The organism is Microbacterium sp. NPDC064942 (assembly GCF_049545525.1).
Classification (GTDB): Bacteria; Actinomycetota; Actinomycetes; order Actinomycetales; family Microbacteriaceae; genus Microbacterium; species Microbacterium gawkjiense.
This window is the reverse complement of the sequence record NZ_JBMWDR010000001.1, coordinates 118971-135171: the sequence shown is the minus strand read 5'-3', so window position 1 is coordinate 135171 and position 16201 is coordinate 118971. Positions and strand designations below refer to the sequence as shown.

Sequence of the window (16201 nt, the reverse complement as noted above, 5' to 3'; positions counted from 1 at the left end):
TGAAAGGCGTGCCTCGAACCGTCCGCATCGCCTCCGTCAACGTCAACGGCATCCGCGCCGCCGCCCGGAAGGGCATGCACGGCTGGCTCGAAACGGCGGGGGTCGACATCCTCACGCTGCAGGAGGTGCGGGCCGAGGCATCCGATCTCACCGCCGCCCTGCCCGGCTGGCACGTCGTGAACGACGAAGCCCTCGCGAAGGGGCGTGCCGGCGTCGCCATCGCCGCCCGCGAGCCGCTGGACGTCTGGCGCATCGAGCTGGGCGACGACACGCTCGACTCGAAGGGGCGCTGGGTCGAGGCGGACGTCGAGGTCGAGGGCGAGACCCTCACCGTCGTCAGCGCTTACGTCTTCACGGGCGAGGCGGGTACCGAGAAGCAGGACGCCAAGTACGCGTTCCTCGACGCGACGGAAGAGCGGATGCCGCACCTCGGCGACCTCGCCCTCATCACCGGCGACCTCAACGTCGGCCACCGTGAGCTCGACATCCGCAACTGGAAGGGCAACGTCAAGAAGGCCGGATTCCTGCCCCGCGAGCGGGCGTACTTCGACCGGTTCACCGCACCCGCGGGCGAGACCGTCACCACCGTGGACGGCGAGAGCGGTCGCGGCCTCGGCTGGGTCGACGTCGGGCGCTCGTTCGCCGGAGAGATCGACGGGCCGTACACGTGGTGGTCCAACCGCGGCAAGGCGTTCGACAACGACACCGGCTGGCGCATCGACTACCACCTCGCGACCGCCGAACTCGCGACCCGCGCGACCGATTACCACGTCGTCCGGGCGCCCTCCTGGGACACGCGCTGGAGCGACCACGCGCCCGTCGTGGCCGACTACACGCTCGGCGGCTGAAGCCGGCGGCGAGGGGCGCGGCATCCGTTCGCGCCTAGGATCGTAGGGTGAGCAAACCCCGCCTGTACTCCGGAATGCAGCCCTCCGCCGACTCCCTCCAGATCGGCAACTACATCGGGGCGCTCATGCAGTGGCGGGACCTGCAGGAGTCCTACGACGCGTTCTTCTCCGTGGTCGACCTGCACGCCCTCACCCAGCCGAACGACCCCGCCGAGCTGCGGGAGAAGACCCGGCGGACCGCGGCGCAGTACATCGCCGCGGGCATCGAGCCGTCGAAGTCGACGCTGTACGTGCAGTCGCATGTGCGCGCGCACGCCGAGCTCGCCTGGGTGCTGTCGACCGTGACCGGCTTCGGCGAGGCGAACCGGATGACCCAGTTCAAGGACAAGTCGGCTCGCTACGGCACCGACGCCACGAACGTCGGTCTGTTCACCTATCCGATCCTCATGGCCGCCGACATCCTGCTGTACCAGACCGACATCGTGCCCGTCGGCGACGACCAGAAGCAGCACGTCGAACTGACCCGCACGCTGGCGGAGCGCTTCAACGGCCGCTACGGCGAGGCGTTCCGCGTGCCGATGCCGGTGATCCAGAAGGACACCGCCCGCATCTACGACCTGCAGAACCCGACGTCCAAGATGTCGAAGTCCGCCGAATCGGATGCCGGTGTGCTCTGGCTCCTGGACGACCCGTCGAAGTCGGCGAAGAAGGTCATGCGCGCCGTCACGGACTCGGAGGGTGTCGTCCGGTACGACCGCGAGGCCAAGCCCGGGGTGTCGAACCTGCTCGTGATCTACGCCGCCCTGACGGGGCGGCAGATCCCCTCGATCGAGGACGAGTACGCCGGCCGCGGCTACGGCGACTTCAAGAAGGGCCTCGCCGAGGTCGTGGTGTCGGAGTTCGGTCCCGTGCGCGAGCGGGCGCTCGAACTGCTCGACGACCCGGCCGAGCTCGACCGGGTGCTCGCCGCCAACGCGGCGCGCGCCGACGAGGTCGCCGACCGCACCCTCAACGACGTGTACGACAAGCTCGGACTGCTGCGACGTGTCTGAGGAACCGAGGCTCAGCCCCGCGCCCGAGCTCGTCGCCGCGATCGACGCGGCGGCCGGCCCGTCCATGGCTGCGCCCGACGACCGCGCCGCGCAGGAACGCCTGTGGCGGGCGGTGTTCGCGCTCGAGAAGTGGATCTTCATCGCCCGCGGCACCGACCAGGAGCCCACGCCGTTCGCCGCCTCGACCGAGCAGGGTCCGGCGATCTTCGGCTTCTCGACGCCGGAGCGTGCACAGGCCGCTGCGGCGGGCTTCGGCATCCCGCCCGAGGAGACCGGCAGGCTGCTGGCCGTGCCGTTGCCGGATGCCGCCGGATGGGTCGCCTCCTACGCCGAGGCCGGCGTCGCCTCGATGGTGTTCGACGCCCCCGCGATCGGCGCCATGGCCCCGCTGGCGAACCTGGCCGCGATGGCGGTCTGGATCCAGCAGCACCCCGAGGGCTGACGCCGCACGAGCGCGGAGTGCACGACGGTTCGCGTACCGGATGCAGGTTCAGACGCGCATTCAGGACGTTTCCGACCGCATCACCGACGCTGAACCTGCGTTCGGCACAGCGTCAGCGTCGCCGCGCGCGCAGCAATCCCCTCACCGCTGCAACCACCCGGTCGGGATTCCACATGATGTCGGCCGCCATCGGCCGGAGCGTCGTGTAGCCGAGTGCAGCGAGCGCCAGGTCGCGGCCTCGGTCGACCCGGTGGGCGAGCGGACCGGAATGGTGCGCATCACTGTCGCACTCGACGACAAGCCATCCGTCGACAAGTAGATCGACCCTCCCCACGCCGTCGATCCTCACCTGCAACTCCACCCTCACGCCGAGGCGACGCAAGATGAGGCGCATCAACGACTCCGGCCCGGACTCGGCTCGGCCGTCGAGCAGATTCCGGATGACGCGGTACTTGCGAGGCACGGCGGCGAAGACGAGATCGAGCTCAGACGGAGCGACCAGGCCCCGGTGCAGGGCACTGTCGAGGGTCGCCACAGCCGCCGCGGGTGGCTGGCAGACGATCGCGTGGGCGAGGAGGTCCCATGGGTGAGAAATGCCGGCGCCGGAAGGTCGCTGCCCGATCGGTGGCGACCAGTGCCGGAAGGCTCCCTCCTGCGGTATCCGGAGGCGAGCCGCGTGCGGCGGGACGTGCACATGCAGATCCTCCGACGCGAGGGTGAAGATCCCCAAGAGCCGGAGCGCGCTCACGCAGGTCAGTCGACCGCCGACGCGCGCGGCGCGGATGACATCGACCGGCGCGTCCGAGGCGACGTACCGGCCGCGACGGACCGCCAGGATCATGCCATCCGCCGCAGCCCGCGCGATCGACCGTTTCGACATCCCTGCCGAACGGAGTTCGTGCGCGGTCTGTGACCGCACGGCGAGGAGGGTTTCTGCTTCGGCGGCGAAGGCACGCCGATCGTGCGACGAGGTCATGCGACGACGCTCCCCGACACCGCCCAGTGCGCAGCCTGCTTCGGCGGGGAATGTGGTCGGTCGTTCCGAAGACGACCTCGGGGAGGAGTCTCCGTGCCGAATGCAGGAGGAGAAGGCGAATGCGTCGACGAGCGCCGTCCACGGCGCATCTGCACCTGCATCCGGAACGGAAGACGGCACGTGCGTGGATAGGGTCGGAGGATGGAACCGGTGACCCTGCGGACGGAGCGTCTCGAACTGTCGGTGCCGACCGACGCCGACGTCGATGCGATCACCGCCGCGGCGCAGGACCCGGAGGTGCCGCGGTGGACGACGCTCCCTGCGCCGTACGAGCGTCGCGACGCCGAGGAGTTCATCGCCAAGGCGGCCGCCTGGTGGGACGAGGAGAGCGAGCTCACCTGGGGCATCCGCCTCGAGGGCCGCTGGATCGGCATGATCGGGCTGCACCGGTTCGAGAAGCAGGGGTCCGCCGAGATCGGGTTCTGGATGGATGCCTCGGCCCGCGGCCACGGCTACCTCACCGAGGCGGCGACCGCCGTGATCGACGCGGGGTTCGCCGAACCGCTCCGGCTCGCGCGCATCCAGTGGCGCGCGATCGTCGGCAACGTCCCGTCGGCGCGCGTCGCTCAGAAGCTCGGCTTCCGGTACGAGGGCCTCCTCCGGCAGGATCTGAACGACCCCCGCGGACGCCACGACGGCTGGATCGCAGGGCTCCTGCCGACCGACGACCGCATACCGGTGCCCTGGCCGGTGATCTGACAACCCCCTCACCGCCGTCGGACCGGGGTGGCAGGATGACCGCATGCCTGAGATGCCCGAGGTGCAGGGACTGGTCGACTTCCTCCGCGAGCGCGCGACGGGACTGACCGTCACGAAGGTGTCGGTCGCGAACATCGCCGCGCTGAAGACGTACGACCCTCCGATCGACGCGATGACGGGCGCGACGGTGACGGGTGCGCAGCGGCACGGCAAGTTCGTCGACGTCGAGACGGATGCCGGTGCCCACCTCATCTTCCATCTCGCCAAGGCGGGCTGGTTGCGGTGGTACGACCAACTGCCGGCGACGGTCATCCGGCCGGGTAAGACCCCGATCGCGCTGCGGGTGGGTTTCGACGACGGCTCCGGGTTCGACCTGACGGAGGCCGGCACCAAGAAGTCGCTCGCGTACTACGCGGCGCGCTCCCCCGCCGACATTCCGGGGATCGCACGCCTCGGTGCCGATCCGCTCGACGACGGATTCACCCGCGACACGCTCGCGCAGCTCCTCGCCGGACGCCGGACGCAGATCAAGGGCGTCCTGCGCGACCAGTCGATCATCGCCGGCATCGGCAACGCCTACTCCGACGAGATCCTCCACGCCGCAAAGATGTCTCCCTATGCCCTGGCGGCAACGCTGACGGATGCCGAGATCGATCGGCTCTACGCGGCGATGCAGCAGACGCTCGCCGAGGCGGTGGCCGCGGCATCCGGCAAACCGCCCGCCGACCTCAAGGACGCCAAACGGCGCGGGATGGCCGTCCACGGCCGCCGCGGCGAGGCGTGCCCGGTGTGCGGCGACGAGGTGCGGTCGGTCTTCTTCGCCGACAACAGCCTCGAGTACTGCCCGACGTGCCAGACGGGCGGCAAGATCCTCGCCGACCGCCGGCTGTCGCGGCTGCTGAAGTAGCTCAGACGGTCCCGGCGAGCACGCGCGCGTCGTCGTCGACCCATCCCATGGACTTCTCGACGGCCTTGGCCCACAGGCGGCAGCGGCGGTCCCGCTCGTCGGGATCCATCTGCGGCTCGAACCGGCGGTCCTCCTGCCAGTAGCCGCGCAGGGCGTCCTTCCCCGACCAGACGCCGACGGCCAGTCCCGCGGCGTACGCGGCGCCGAGGGCCGTGGTCTCGACGACCTTCGGGCGGACGACGGGGATGCCCAGGACGTCGGCCTGGAACTGCATGAGCAGGTCGTTGCGCGTCATCCCGCCGTCGACGCGCAGCTCCTCGAGCTCGCGGCCGGTGTCGGAGACGACGGCCGCGATGACGTCGCGCGTCTGGAACGCGGTGGCCTCGAGAGCGGCCCGCGCGATGTGGGCCTTCGTGACGTAGCGGGTGAGGCCGACGAGCGCGCCACGGGCGTCGGGGCGCCAGTACGGCGCGAACAGGCCCGAGAAGGCGGGCACGAAGTAGGCGCCGCCGTTGTCCTCGACGGTGCGGGCGAGCCGCTCGACCTCGGTGGACTCGGAGATGATCCCGAGGTTGTCGCGCAGCCACTGCACGAGCGAGCCGGTGACGGCGATCGAGCCCTCGAGCGCGTAGTGCGGCGGCTCGTCCCCGAGGCGGTAGGCGACCGTGGTGATGAGGCCGGCATCCGAGCGCACCAGCTCGGTGCCGGTGCCCACGAGCAGGAAGTTGCCGGTGCCGTAGGTGTTCTTGGACTGCCCGGCGTCGAAGGCGGCCTGACCGAAGGTCGCCGCCTGCTGGTCGCCGAGGATGCCGGCGATGCGGATGCCGCGCGCGACGCGCGGCTGCACGACCTCGCCGTAGACCTCGGACGACGAGCGGATCTCGGGCAGCATCTCGCGGGGGATGTCCCACACCTGCAGCATCTCGTCCGACCAGTCGAGGGTGGCCAGGTCCATGAGCAGGGTGCGGCTCGCATTGGTGACGTCGGTGATGTGGATGCCGCCGTCGCTGCCGCCCGTGAGGTTCCAGACGACCCAGGTGTCGGGCGTCCCGAAGAGCAGGTCGCCGCGGCGTGCCGCCTCGCGCGCCCCGTCGACGTGGTCGAGGATCCACGCGATCTTCGACGCCGAGAAGTACGACGCGAGCGGGAGCCCGGTCACCTCGGCGAAGGCGTCGACCCCGCGCGCCTCGATGAGGCGGTCGATCGCGGGCTGCGTGCGGGTGTCCTGCCAGACGAGGGCGTTGTGGATCGGTCGGCCGGTGCGACGGTCCCAGACGATCGCCGTCTCGCGCTGATTGGTGACGCCGATCGCGGCGACGTCGGCGGCGGACAGGCCCACCTGCCCGAGCGCGTTGGCGAGCACCCATTCGGTGTTCGTCCAGATCTCGACCGGGTCGTGCTCGACCCTGCCGGCGCGGGGGAAGATCTGCTCGTGCTCTCGTTGCGCGGTCGCGACGAGGGTGCCCTCCCCGTCGAACACGATCGCTCGTGTCGAGGTCGTTCCCTGGTCGATGGCGATCACGTGATCGGTCACGTCTCGTCTCCTCTTCGAGTGCTCATCGCCGGTGCGGCGACGGGGATGCCGGCGTCAGACGGCGACGGGATCGGCGGCGTGCACCGCGGCGAGCGCCCGATCGATCTCGGTGCGGCGCGTCGCGGCATCCCAGCCCATCACATCCGCGACGGCGTCGGCCACCTCTTCGACGACCTCGGGGGTCGCCTCGCCGCGGAACGCGATGTTGGTGCGGCGCAGCAGGATGTCCTCGAGGTGCACGATCGATTCGGTGCGCGCGATGTGGCGGAACTCGCCCGAGCTGAAGCGGGGCAGCGAGCTGAGGGGTGCGTCCTGGGCGTCCTGCCGGAGCGAGGCTGCCACGGCGAGGGCATGCGTGCCGTAGCGGTGCAGCAGACGGGTGCCGCGCTCGGCACCGAAGTCCGACAGGTGGTGGTGCACCCAGGCGTCGCGCTCGGCGTCGGTGCGGGGGAAGCCGACGGCGCCGCCGATGGGGAGCCCCTTCGTCGAGCGGACCCGCGTGCGTCCGATCCGGGACATCAGTTCGTCGGCCAGGCGTGCGGCGACGGCGCGGAAGGTCGTCCACTTGCCGCCGACGAGGCTGAGCACCGGCACGCCGTCGGAACCCGGCAGCGTCGCCTCCTCGATGCGGTAGTCGCGCGAGACGAAACCTGCGGCCATGTCGCCGTGACCGGGGAGCGGGCGGACGCCCGAGTAACGGAACACGATCTGGGACCGGTCGACGGGGATCGACGGGAAGACGTGGCCGATGAGGTCGAGGAAGTAGTCGACCTCCTCCTCCGTGCAGACGGCGGGCTCGGACATGTCGTGCTCGAGGTCGGTCGTGCCGACGAGGACCCGACCGTTGAGCGGGTAGATGAGCACGATGCGACCGTCGGAGTGCTCGAAGAAGATCTCCCGACCACCGGTCGCCTGCATCAGTTCGGGGTGGTCGAGCACGATGTGCGAGCCCTTGGTGCCGCCCATGTACCGGGTCGCGTCGCCGAGGGCCTCGTTGGCGAGGTCGGTCCACGGGCCGGCCGCGTTGAGGACGACGGATGCCGCGAACGGGAACTCCTCGCCGGTGACCTCGTCGCGGAGGACGACCTTGCCGCCGTCCACTCCGACCGCGGAGGTGTAGTTGGCGGCGCGGGCGCGGCTGCCGCCGAGCGCGACGCCGTCACGGACGAGGTCGAGGCCGAGGCGCTCGGGCTCGCGGAGGGAGGCATCCCAGTAGGTCGCCGTGTACTTCACGTCGGCGTTCAGGTCGGGGAGCTCCCGCAGCGAGCGGCGCCGACCGCGGAAGGTGTGCCGCGGGACGCGGCCGCCGCCGCGCGAGAACGAGTCGTAGATGATGAGGCCGACCTTGATCAGGAGGGCGCCGCGCTCGGTGGAGGCGGTCTTGCGGTGGAGCACCATGCGCAGCGGCGCGGAGAGCAGACCCGAGAACGTCGAGAAGATCGGCACGGTGGTCCGCAGCGGACGCACGTAGTGGGCCGCCGTCGTCAGGAGGTCGTTGCGCTCGGTGACCGCTTCGTGGACCAGGCGGAGCTCGCCGTTCTCGAGGTAACGGATGCCGCCGTGGATCATGTGGCTCGAGGCCGCCGACGCACCGGAGAGGAAGTCGCTGCGCTCGACGAGAGCCACGTCGACGCCCTGCAGCGCCAGGTCGCGGAAGGTCGCGACGCCGTTGATGCCGCCGCCGATGATGAGCACGTCCGCCTGCGGCCGCTCGCGCAGCGCCGTCGTCGCCTGTCGGGTCTCGGTATCCACGTCACACTCCCACTTCTGCCGGGCTCTCGCCCCGCTTGCCTCAGACCGCTTCCGAAGAAGCCGATGGGACCATGATGACAGCGGTGGACGGGATTGCAGTCCGGTTGCACATACGTGCACACTGTCATCCGTGGACGAGACCCTGGACCCCGACGACATCCGACGCGCGCTCACCGCGGCGCACCTCTACTACGTCCAGGACCGCACGATGGAGGCCATCGCCCGGGAGCTCGGCACCTCGCGGTCGACCGTCTCGCGTCTGCTGTCGCGCGCCCGCGCGACGGGCATCGTCGACATCCGCATCCGCTCCCCCTTCGCCGCTCCGCAGCTGCTGGAGCAGGAGCTCGCCGATCGTTACGGCATCACCGCTCACGTCGTCCCGGTCCCCGACGACGCGAGCGAGGTGGAGCGACTGGAGCGGGTCGCGACCGCCGCGGCGCACCTGCTCGGCGATCTCATCGAAGCGGATGCGACGGTCGGCGTCGCGTGGGGATCCACCACCGCCGCGGTCAGCCGCCGCCTCGTCCCCAAGGCCGTGCACGGCACGACCTTCGTGCAGCTGAACGGCTCCGGGAACACCCGCACCACGGGCCTGCTGTATGCGAGCGACATCCTGAGCCGCTTCGCCGTCGCCTACGGCGGCAGCGCGCAGCAGTTCCCGGTGCCCGCGTTCTTCGACGATCCGCGCACGAAGCAGGCCATGTGGCGCGAGCGGAGCACCACCCGCATCCTGGCCATGCAGGCGGCGATGGACCTCGTCGTCTTCAGCGTGGGGGCGGCGGATTCGCGCGTCCCCAGCCACGTGTACTCCGGCGGCTACCTCGAACCCGAGGAGCTCGCGGCGCTCGACCGCGAGGGCGTGGTGGGCGACGTCGCCACGGTCTTCTACCGCCTCGACGGGTCGACCCGCGGGATCGAGTTGAACGACCGGGCGACCGGGCCCCGCTTCGAGGTGCTGCGTCGCGTGCCGAGCCGGGTGTGCATCGTGTCGGGCGTCGACAAACGCGACAGCCTCCGGGGTGCGCTCGCGGCGCGGCTGGTCACCGAGCTCGTCGTCGACGAGGCCACCGCCCGCGCTTTGACCGGATGAGCGTCCGCGTCAAGAGATGACGGGGAATGAATCCGCGTCATCCCGGTTGACTACACTTCGAGAGCAAGAAACGTGCTCCGGGGTCGGTGGGAATCCGAACCGGCGGTGACAGTCCGCGAGCGGGACCCGAGGTCCTGCTGATCCGGTGGAAATCCGGAACCGACGGTGATGCGACGCGAGTCGCTAGTCCGGATGGGAGGCAGCACGGGCGCCCGCAGCGACCCTGCAGGACCGCCTGACGCGCCCGCGCCCCGGAGCACCCCATCGTGAGGATCCGGATGAGTGCCACCGACGCGGAGCGCGCCGCGCTCCGCCACGCTTTCGCGCTCGCTCAGCGTGGACCGCGGGGGGTCAACCCGCAGGTCGGCGCGGTCATCCTCTCCCCCGCGGGCGAGGTGCTCGCCGAGGGCTGGCATCACGGCGCGGGGACGCCGCACGCCGAGATCGACGCCCTCTCGACGCTCGGACCGGATGCCGCGCGCGGCGCGACGGCCGTCGTGACCCTCGAGCCGTGCAACCACACCGGGCGCACCGGCCCCTGCGCGGTCGCGCTCATCGAGGCCGGCGTCGCCCGGGTCGTGTACGCCGTCGACGACCCGGGCGAGGTGTCCTCCGGGGGCGCCGCGCGGCTCCGGGACGCCGGCGTCGAGGTCGAGGGCGGCGTGCTGCGCGACGAGGGCGAGACGCTCATCGCGTCGTGGCTGACCGTGCAGCGCCTCGGAAGGCCCCACGTGACCCTGAAGTGGGCGCAGTCGCTCGACGGGCGGGCCGCGGCATCCGACGGCACCAGCCAGTGGATCACGGGACCCGAGGCCCGCGCCGACGTGCACCGCCGACGCTCGCTGGCGGACGCGATCGTGGTGGGGACGGGAACCGTCCTCGCGGACGATCCCGCACTGACGGCACGGCGCGAGGACGGCGGACTCTACGAGGACCAGCCCCGACCCGTCGTGGTCGGCGTCCGCGCCGTGCCGCAGCAGGCGCGACTGCGCACGCACCCGCGGCCGTTCATGCAGGACGAGGGCGAGGACCTGCGGGACCTGCTGGACCGCCTCCGCGAGCTCGGCGCCCAGCGTGTGTTCATCGAGGGCGGCCCGACACTGGCGGCATCCTTCCTGCGCCAGGGGATCGTCGACGAGCTCCTCGTCTACGTCGCACCGACGCTGATCGGCGGCGACCGCCTCGCGGTCGGCGACATCGGCGTCGCGACCATCTCCCAGCAGCGACGCCTCGACATCACAGGCGTCGACCGACTCGGCGACGACATCCTCGTCACCCTCACCCCCCAGGAGGCCTGATGTTCACCGGCATCATCGAAGAACAGGGCGTCATCACGGCGATCGAGCCCTCCGGCGAGGGCGTGCGACTCACCGTGCGCGCGCCCCTCGCCGTCTCGGACGCGCAGCGCGGCGACTCGATCTCGATCAGCGGCGTCTGCCTGACGGTCACCGACCAGACCTCCGAGGGGTTCACGGCCGACGTCATGAAGCAGACGCTCGACATGTCGACGCTCGGCACCCTCGGGGTCGACTCCCGAGTGAACGTCGAGCGTGCCCTCGCCGCGCACACGCGCCTCGGCGGGCACATCGTGCAAGGACACGTCGACGGCACGGGCGAGGTCCTCGAGGTCCGCCCCGGTGAGCAGTGGCGCGTCATCCGCGTCTCACTGCCGGCCGACCTCGCCCCGCTCGTCGTCGACAAGGGGTCCATCACGGTCCAGGGCGTCTCGCTCACCGTCTCGGACGTGTCCGAGCCCGACGCCGCGTCGCACTGGTTCGAGATCTCCCTCATCCCCGAGACGCTCGAGGTGACCACCCTCGGCACGCTCGCCCCCGGCGACCGCGTCAACCTCGAAACCGACATCCTGGCGCGGCACGTGCAGCGCCTGCTCCGATTCGCCTCACCCGACGGCATCCCGTCCGCAGAAGAAGGAGGCTCCCGATGAGCCTTTCGTCCATCCCCGACGCCCTGGCAGCCCTCAAGGAAGGCCGACCGATCCTGGTCGCCGACGACGAGAGCCGCGAGAACGAGGGCGACATCATCCTGTCCGCCGAGCTCGCCTCGCCGGAGTGGCTCGCGTGGACCATCCGCTGGTCCAGCGGGTTCCTGTGCGCCCCGATGCCGGCCGACTGGGCCGACCGCCTCGACCTGCCTCCCATGGTCGAGCAGAACCAGGATGCCCGGAGCACGGCGTACACGGTGAGCGTCGACGCCGCGGAGGGCGTCACGACCGGCATCAGCGCCTCGGACCGCGCCCGCACGGCCAACGTGCTCGCCGACCCGGACTCGGTGCCGTCCTCGCTCATCCGCCCGGGGCACGTGCTCCCCTTGCGCGCCGTCGACGGCGGCGTGCGCGAGCGCGCCGGCCACACCGAGGCCGCCGTCGAGCTCATGCAGCTCGCGGGCCTGCAGCCGGTCGCCGTGATCGGCGAGGTCGTCGCCGACGACGGCAGCATGATGCGGATGCCGGGACTCCTCGAGATGGGCGAGCGCGAAGGCATCCCCGTCATCACGATCGAGCAGCTCATCGCGCACGTCAGCGCAGCCGACGGCGACGGCACCGCCGCCCACACCGACCACACCGCCAAGCGCCGCGTGAGCCTGCGCGCCGAGGCGACGGTCCCCACCTCGCACGGCCAGTTCCGCTTCCTCGCCTACAAGGACCGGATCACCGGCACCGACCACATCGCCGTCGTCTCGGGCGACCTCACCGAGGAGGCACCGCTCGTGCGCGTGCACTCCGAGTGCCTCACGGGTGAGGCGTTCGGCTCGCTCAAGTGCGAGTGCGGACCGCAGCTCGAGGCGGCGCTCGACGCGATCGAGCAGGACGGCGGCGTCGTCATCTACATGCGCGGCCACGAGGGCCGCGGCATCGGCCTCATCAACAAGCTGCGCGCGTACAGCCTGCAGGAGCGGGGCCTCGACACCGTCGATGCGAACCTCGCGCTCGGCCTGCCGGCCGACGCCCGCGACTACGCGGCGGCCGCCGGCATCCTGTCCGACCTCGGCGTGAAGCAGATCCGTCTGCTGACCAACAACACCGACAAGGTCGCGCAGCTGCGTGCCCTCGGTCTCACCATCGTCGACCAGGTGCCCCTGCTGGTCGGGGTCGGCGCGAACAACCATCAGTACCTGGCGACGAAGGCCGACCGCATGGGCCACATCATCGACGCCGACGAACTGCGCGAGGCCCTCGCGCACAGTGAGGAGCACACCGCATGAGCGGACACGGAGCACCCCGGGCCGAAGCGGTCGACGCGAGCGGCCTGTCCGTCGTCGTGATCGCCGGGCAGTGGCACGACACGATCACCGACGGCCTGATCGCGGGCGCGAAGCGCATCCTCGACGCCTCGGGCGCCACGTGGCGCCTCGTGCGCGTACCGGGCTCGTTCGAGCTGCCCGTCGCCGCCAAGGCCGCGCTCGACGCCGGCGCCGACGCGGCCGTCGCGCTGGGCGTCATCATCCGCGGCGGGACCCCGCACTTCGACTTCGTCTCGTCGGCCGCGACGGACGGACTCACCCGCGTCGCTCTCGACACCGGCAAGCCCGTCGGCTTCGGCGTGCTGACGCTGGACGATGAGCAGCAGGGCCTCGACCGCGCAGGCCTCGCAGGCTCGAAGGAGGACAAGGGCGCAGAAGCAGCGGATGCCGCCATCCGCACCGCGCTCGTCCTGCGGGACCTCCGCGGCTGACGCGCGACGCGTCACGCCTTCTCGATGCTGCGGGGGTTTCGACCTTCAGGTAGCCTGAGGGCATGGAGATCCTGCGCAGCATCGTCGTCCTCGTCCACCTCGTCGGTTTCGCGACGCTCTTCGGGGCGTGGGTGGTCGAACTCGTCGGACAGCGCCGAGTGACGCGCATCATGCACTGGGGCCTCGGCATCGCACTCGTCGCGGGCCTCGCGCTCTCGGCGCCGTGGGGTCTCGACCACGACATGAACTACGCCAAGATCGGCATCAAGCTCGTCGTCCTCGTCCTCATCGGCGGCCTCCTCGGTGCCGGCGCAGGACGCCTGCGGAAGTCGGGGTCGGTGCCCGCCGGGATCTTCTGGCCCATCGGCATCCTCACCCTCCTCAACGCCGGGCTCGCGGTCATCTGGTGACGACCCCCGCTCGCGGGGACATGCGGGAGTAGGCTTGAGGTTTGGCGCCGGCGACTCCGTCGGCGCCTCGGTGATCCCAGAGCTGTGACGCCCTCGCATCACCCCTGCGAGGACGTCCGCCGCCGACGCGTCCCATGAGGACCCACCGCTTCGTTCCGAAGGTCCCCCGCATGTCATCCGCAGCACCCGCGGCATCCACCGCACCCGCCAATCCCCGCTCCCGCGTCATCACGGCGAGCCTCATCGGCACCACGATCGAGTTCTACGACTTCTACGTCTACGCGACCGCCGCCGTCCTCGTCTTCCCCATCCTGTTCTTCCCCGCCGGCAACGACACCACGAACCTGCTGCTCTCGTTCAGCATCTTCGGCGCCGCCATGGTCGCCCGCCCCGTCGGCGCCGTCGTCTTCGGCCACTTCGGCGACAAGTTCGGACGCAAGGCGACCCTCGTCGGGTCGCTGCTCACGATGGGTGTCGCCACCTTCCTCATCGGCCTCCTGCCGACGTTCGACCAGGTCGGCGTGCTCGCCCCGATCCTGCTGCTCGTCCTCCGCCTCGCGCAGGGCTTCGCCCTCGGCGGCGAGTGGTCGGGTGCCGCACTCGTCGCGACCGAGAACGCCCCGAAGGGCAAGCGCGCCTGGTACGGCACGTTCCCGCAGCTCGGCGCGCCGATCGGCTTCATCATCGCCAACACGGTGTTCCTGGTGATCTACTTCCTGCTGCCGCACCCCGACGGCCCCGCGCAGCGCAGCGAGGAGTTCCTCGCCTGGGGCTGGCGCGTGCCGTTCCTGTTCTCGGCGGTCATGGTGATCGTCGGCCTGTACGTGCGTCTCAAGCTCGTCGAGTCCGAGACGTTCGCCAAGGCCGAGAAGACGGGCGCGATCCGCAAGTTCCCCCTCGGCGAGGTCGTCCGTCGCCACTGGAAGCAGCTGATCCTCGGCACGTTCATCATGCTCGCCACGTACGTGCTCTTCTATCTGATGACGAGCTTCACCCTCGCCTACGGCACGAAGGCTACGACCGAGGGAGCCGCCGCCGCGGCAGAGGCTGCGGGCGCGGCGTTCGACGCGGCCACTTATGTGCCGGGCCTCGGGTTCGGGTACACCGACTTCGTCATCATGCAGATCGTCGGTGTCGTCTTCTTCGGCGTCTTCACGCTGCTCTCGGGCCCCGTCGCCGACACGATCGGCCGTCGCCGCCTGCTGCTGTGGATCACGGGGGCGATCGCCGTCTTCGGTCTGCTCTTCAACGTCTTCCTCCTGCCCCAGCTCGACCCCAAGTTCAGCGGCGCCCTCGTGCAGGCCTTCCTGATCTTCGGGTTCATGCTCATGGGTGCGACGTTCGGTCCGATGGGCGCCCTGCTCCCCGAGCTGTTCCCGACGAACGTCCGCTACACCGGGTCGGCGATCTCGTACAACGTGTCGTCGATCCTCGGCGCCGCGCTCGCCCCGATCGTCGCGACCGCCCTCTGGGCCGCCGCCGGCGGATCGCCGTGGCTCGTCGGCGTCTACCTGTCGGGCTCAGCCGTCCTCACCTTCATCGCCCTGTGGCTGTCGAAGGAGACGAAGGACGTCGAGTACGAGACCAACATCGGACACGTCGACCTCGGCGCACGCTGACACGACCCTGACGAGCGGATGCCGCGCCCCACCCCACCGGGAGGGTCGCGGCATCCGTCTGTCAAGAGCTCCCCTCCGTCCGGGCGCAGGACTATCGTCGGCCCCACAGGCACGTGAGGAGTGGACGATGGCCATCAAGAAGGTCACACAGGCATCGGTCGTCGAGTACGACGAGACCGGCGGACCCGAGGTGCTCCACCTCGTCACCCGCCCGCTTCCGGAGCCCGGCGCGGGCGAGGTGACCGTCGAGGTCATGACGATGGGCCTCAACCACATCGACGGCTTCGTCCGCTCGGGCGCCGAGCAAGAATGGGACGACCCGTTCCCCCGCCGATCCGGCAGCTGCTTCGCCGGCACCGTGATCGCCGTCGGCCCCGACACGGCGGGCTTCCCCGTCGGCAGCGACGTCGTCGGTCACGTCCGCTCGGGAGCGCAGGCCAGCCACCTCACGGTGTCGACCGACCGGCTCGTGCGCAAGCCCAAGAACGTCACGTTCGAGACCGCGGGCGGTCTCTACCTCGCCGGCACGACGGCCCTCGACATCCTCGACGAACTCAAGGTCGGCGCCGGCGACACGGTGGTCGTCTCAGCCGCGGCGGGCGGTGTCGGCAGCGTCGAGGCGCAGATCGCCATGCACCGCGGTGCTCGCGTGATCGGGACGTGCGGCGACCGCAACTTCGACTACCTGCGTCAGCTCGGTGTGAAGCCGGTGCGCTACGGCGAGGGGATCGTCGACCGGATCCGCGCCCTCGCCCCCGACGGGGTCAGCGCGTACATCGACAACTTCGGGCAGGACGGACACGAGATCGCCGAAGCCCTCGGCGTCCCCGCGAGCAAGTTCCGCTCGAGCGCCGACCGTCGCGATCGCGAGGTCGCCCTGCTGTCGGACGACCCCGCGGCCGTCGCCCACGGCACCGACCAGCTGCGCAAGGTCGTCGAGCTCGCCGAGAAGCGGGCGGTCAACGTCCTCGTGTCGGGCTTCTACCCGCTCGCCGACGTCGCCGAAGCATACGACGACCTGCAGAAGCTGCACTCGCGCGGCAAGGTCGTGCTCGCGACGCATCCGGTCAACCCCCGCCGCATCCGCAAGGCGCGCGAGGTCATGGAATCGGGACGCTGA

16 protein-coding genes and 1 riboswitch are annotated in these 16201 nt (G+C 70.7%); of the genes, 13 read left to right on the top strand and 3 right to left on the bottom strand.

All coding sequences use genetic code 11. The annotated features are described in order from the left end of the window. The first annotated feature begins 8 nt into the window (after positions 1 to 8). Genes ACPEH2_RS00625 through ACPEH2_RS00615 form a run of 3 tightly spaced genes read left to right on the top strand, consistent with a single transcriptional unit; the run spans position 9 to position 2342 of the window. Positions 9 to 848 carry an exodeoxyribonuclease III gene (locus tag ACPEH2_RS00625; protein ID WP_359918147.1) on the top strand — a complete coding sequence of 280 codons (840 nt, stop codon included), beginning with the start codon at positions 9 to 11 and terminating at the stop codon, positions 846 to 848. Between the two features lie 47 nt (positions 849 to 895). Further along, on the top strand, positions 896 to 1900 hold the full coding sequence (trpS, locus tag ACPEH2_RS00620; RefSeq protein WP_082886045.1) for a tryptophan--tRNA ligase: 1005 nt from the start codon (positions 896 to 898) through the stop codon (positions 1898 to 1900). Then, on the top strand, positions 1893 to 2342 hold the full coding sequence (locus tag ACPEH2_RS00615; protein WP_359918148.1) for a hypothetical protein: 450 nt from the start codon (positions 1893 to 1895) through the stop codon (positions 2340 to 2342). The genes trpS and ACPEH2_RS00615 overlap by 8 nt, the downstream gene beginning before the upstream one ends. 112 nt (positions 2343 to 2454) lie before the next feature. Here ACPEH2_RS00615 and ACPEH2_RS00610 read toward each other — a convergent pair whose 3' ends face one another. After that, the gene (locus tag ACPEH2_RS00610) at positions 2455 to 3318 is read right to left on the bottom strand and encodes a DUF559 domain-containing protein (RefSeq protein WP_311862990.1); all 864 of its coding nucleotides are present in this window, start codon (positions 3316 to 3318) and stop codon (positions 2455 to 2457) included. Between the two features lie 201 nt (positions 3319 to 3519). Between ACPEH2_RS00610 and ACPEH2_RS00605 the strand changes: the two genes are divergently transcribed. Beyond that, positions 3520 to 4077, top strand: coding sequence for a GNAT family N-acetyltransferase (locus ACPEH2_RS00605; protein ID WP_423718010.1), 558 nt, complete (start codon positions 3520 to 3522; stop codon positions 4075 to 4077). Between the two features lie 43 nt (positions 4078 to 4120). Beyond that, positions 4121 to 4984 carry an Fpg/Nei family DNA glycosylase gene (locus tag ACPEH2_RS00600; protein WP_359918150.1) on the top strand — a complete coding sequence of 288 codons (864 nt, stop codon included), beginning with the start codon at positions 4121 to 4123 and terminating at the stop codon, positions 4982 to 4984. A gap of 1 nt (position 4985) precedes the next feature. Here the strand turns inward: ACPEH2_RS00600 and glpK are convergent, their stop codons facing one another. Next, on the bottom strand, positions 4986 to 6518 hold the full coding sequence (glpK, locus tag ACPEH2_RS00595) for a glycerol kinase GlpK (protein ID WP_359918151.1): 1533 nt from the start codon (positions 6516 to 6518) through the stop codon (positions 4986 to 4988). A 54-nt stretch (positions 6519 to 6572) separates the two neighbouring features. Then, entirely contained in the window at positions 6573 to 8270 is a 1698-nt protein-coding gene (locus tag ACPEH2_RS00590; protein ID WP_253034796.1) for a glycerol-3-phosphate dehydrogenase/oxidase, read from the bottom strand. Between the two features lie 130 nt (positions 8271 to 8400). Between ACPEH2_RS00590 and ACPEH2_RS00585 the strand changes: the two genes are divergently transcribed. The 8 genes from ACPEH2_RS00585 (at position 8401) to ACPEH2_RS00550 (ending at position 16201) form a co-directional block, all read left to right on the top strand. Then, positions 8401 to 9360 carry a sugar-binding transcriptional regulator gene (locus ACPEH2_RS00585; RefSeq protein WP_253034795.1) on the top strand — a complete coding sequence of 320 codons (960 nt, stop codon included), beginning with the start codon at positions 8401 to 8403 and terminating at the stop codon, positions 9358 to 9360. Positions 9361 to 9429: 69 nt separating this feature from the next. Then, positions 9430 to 9569, top strand: a riboswitch (FMN riboswitch). A 69-nt stretch (positions 9570 to 9638) separates the two neighbouring features. Continuing rightward, complete coding sequence (ribD, locus tag ACPEH2_RS00580) at positions 9639 to 10658, top strand: bifunctional diaminohydroxyphosphoribosylaminopyrimidine deaminase/5-amino-6-(5-phosphoribosylamino)uracil reductase RibD (RefSeq protein WP_359918152.1); 1020 nt, start codon at positions 9639 to 9641, stop codon at positions 10656 to 10658. Next, positions 10658 to 11305, top strand: a complete 648-nt coding sequence (locus ACPEH2_RS00575) for a riboflavin synthase (protein ID WP_359918153.1) — start codon at positions 10658 to 10660, stop codon at positions 11303 to 11305. The genes ribD and ACPEH2_RS00575 overlap by 1 nt, the downstream gene beginning before the upstream one ends. Continuing rightward, positions 11302 to 12582 carry a GTP cyclohydrolase II gene (gene ribA, locus ACPEH2_RS00570; protein ID WP_217531041.1) on the top strand — a complete coding sequence of 427 codons (1281 nt, stop codon included), beginning with the start codon at positions 11302 to 11304 and terminating at the stop codon, positions 12580 to 12582. Before ACPEH2_RS00575 ends, ribA begins: the two co-directional genes overlap by 4 nt. Continuing rightward, a complete protein-coding gene (gene ribH / locus ACPEH2_RS00565) occupies positions 12579 to 13052 on the top strand; it encodes a 6,7-dimethyl-8-ribityllumazine synthase (protein WP_253034793.1) in 474 nt (157 codons plus the stop codon). Before ribA ends, ribH begins: the two co-directional genes overlap by 4 nt. 62 nt (positions 13053 to 13114) lie before the next feature. Beyond that, a complete protein-coding gene (locus ACPEH2_RS00560) occupies positions 13115 to 13462 on the top strand; it encodes a Fe-S protein (RefSeq protein WP_359918154.1) in 348 nt (115 codons plus the stop codon). Positions 13463 to 13632: 170 nt separating this feature from the next. Next, positions 13633 to 15081, top strand: coding sequence for an MFS transporter (locus ACPEH2_RS00555; protein ID WP_359918156.1), 1449 nt, complete (start codon positions 13633 to 13635; stop codon positions 15079 to 15081). A 127-nt stretch (positions 15082 to 15208) separates the two neighbouring features. Continuing rightward, a complete protein-coding gene (locus tag ACPEH2_RS00550; RefSeq protein WP_359918158.1) occupies positions 15209 to 16201 on the top strand; it encodes an NADP-dependent oxidoreductase in 993 nt (330 codons plus the stop codon).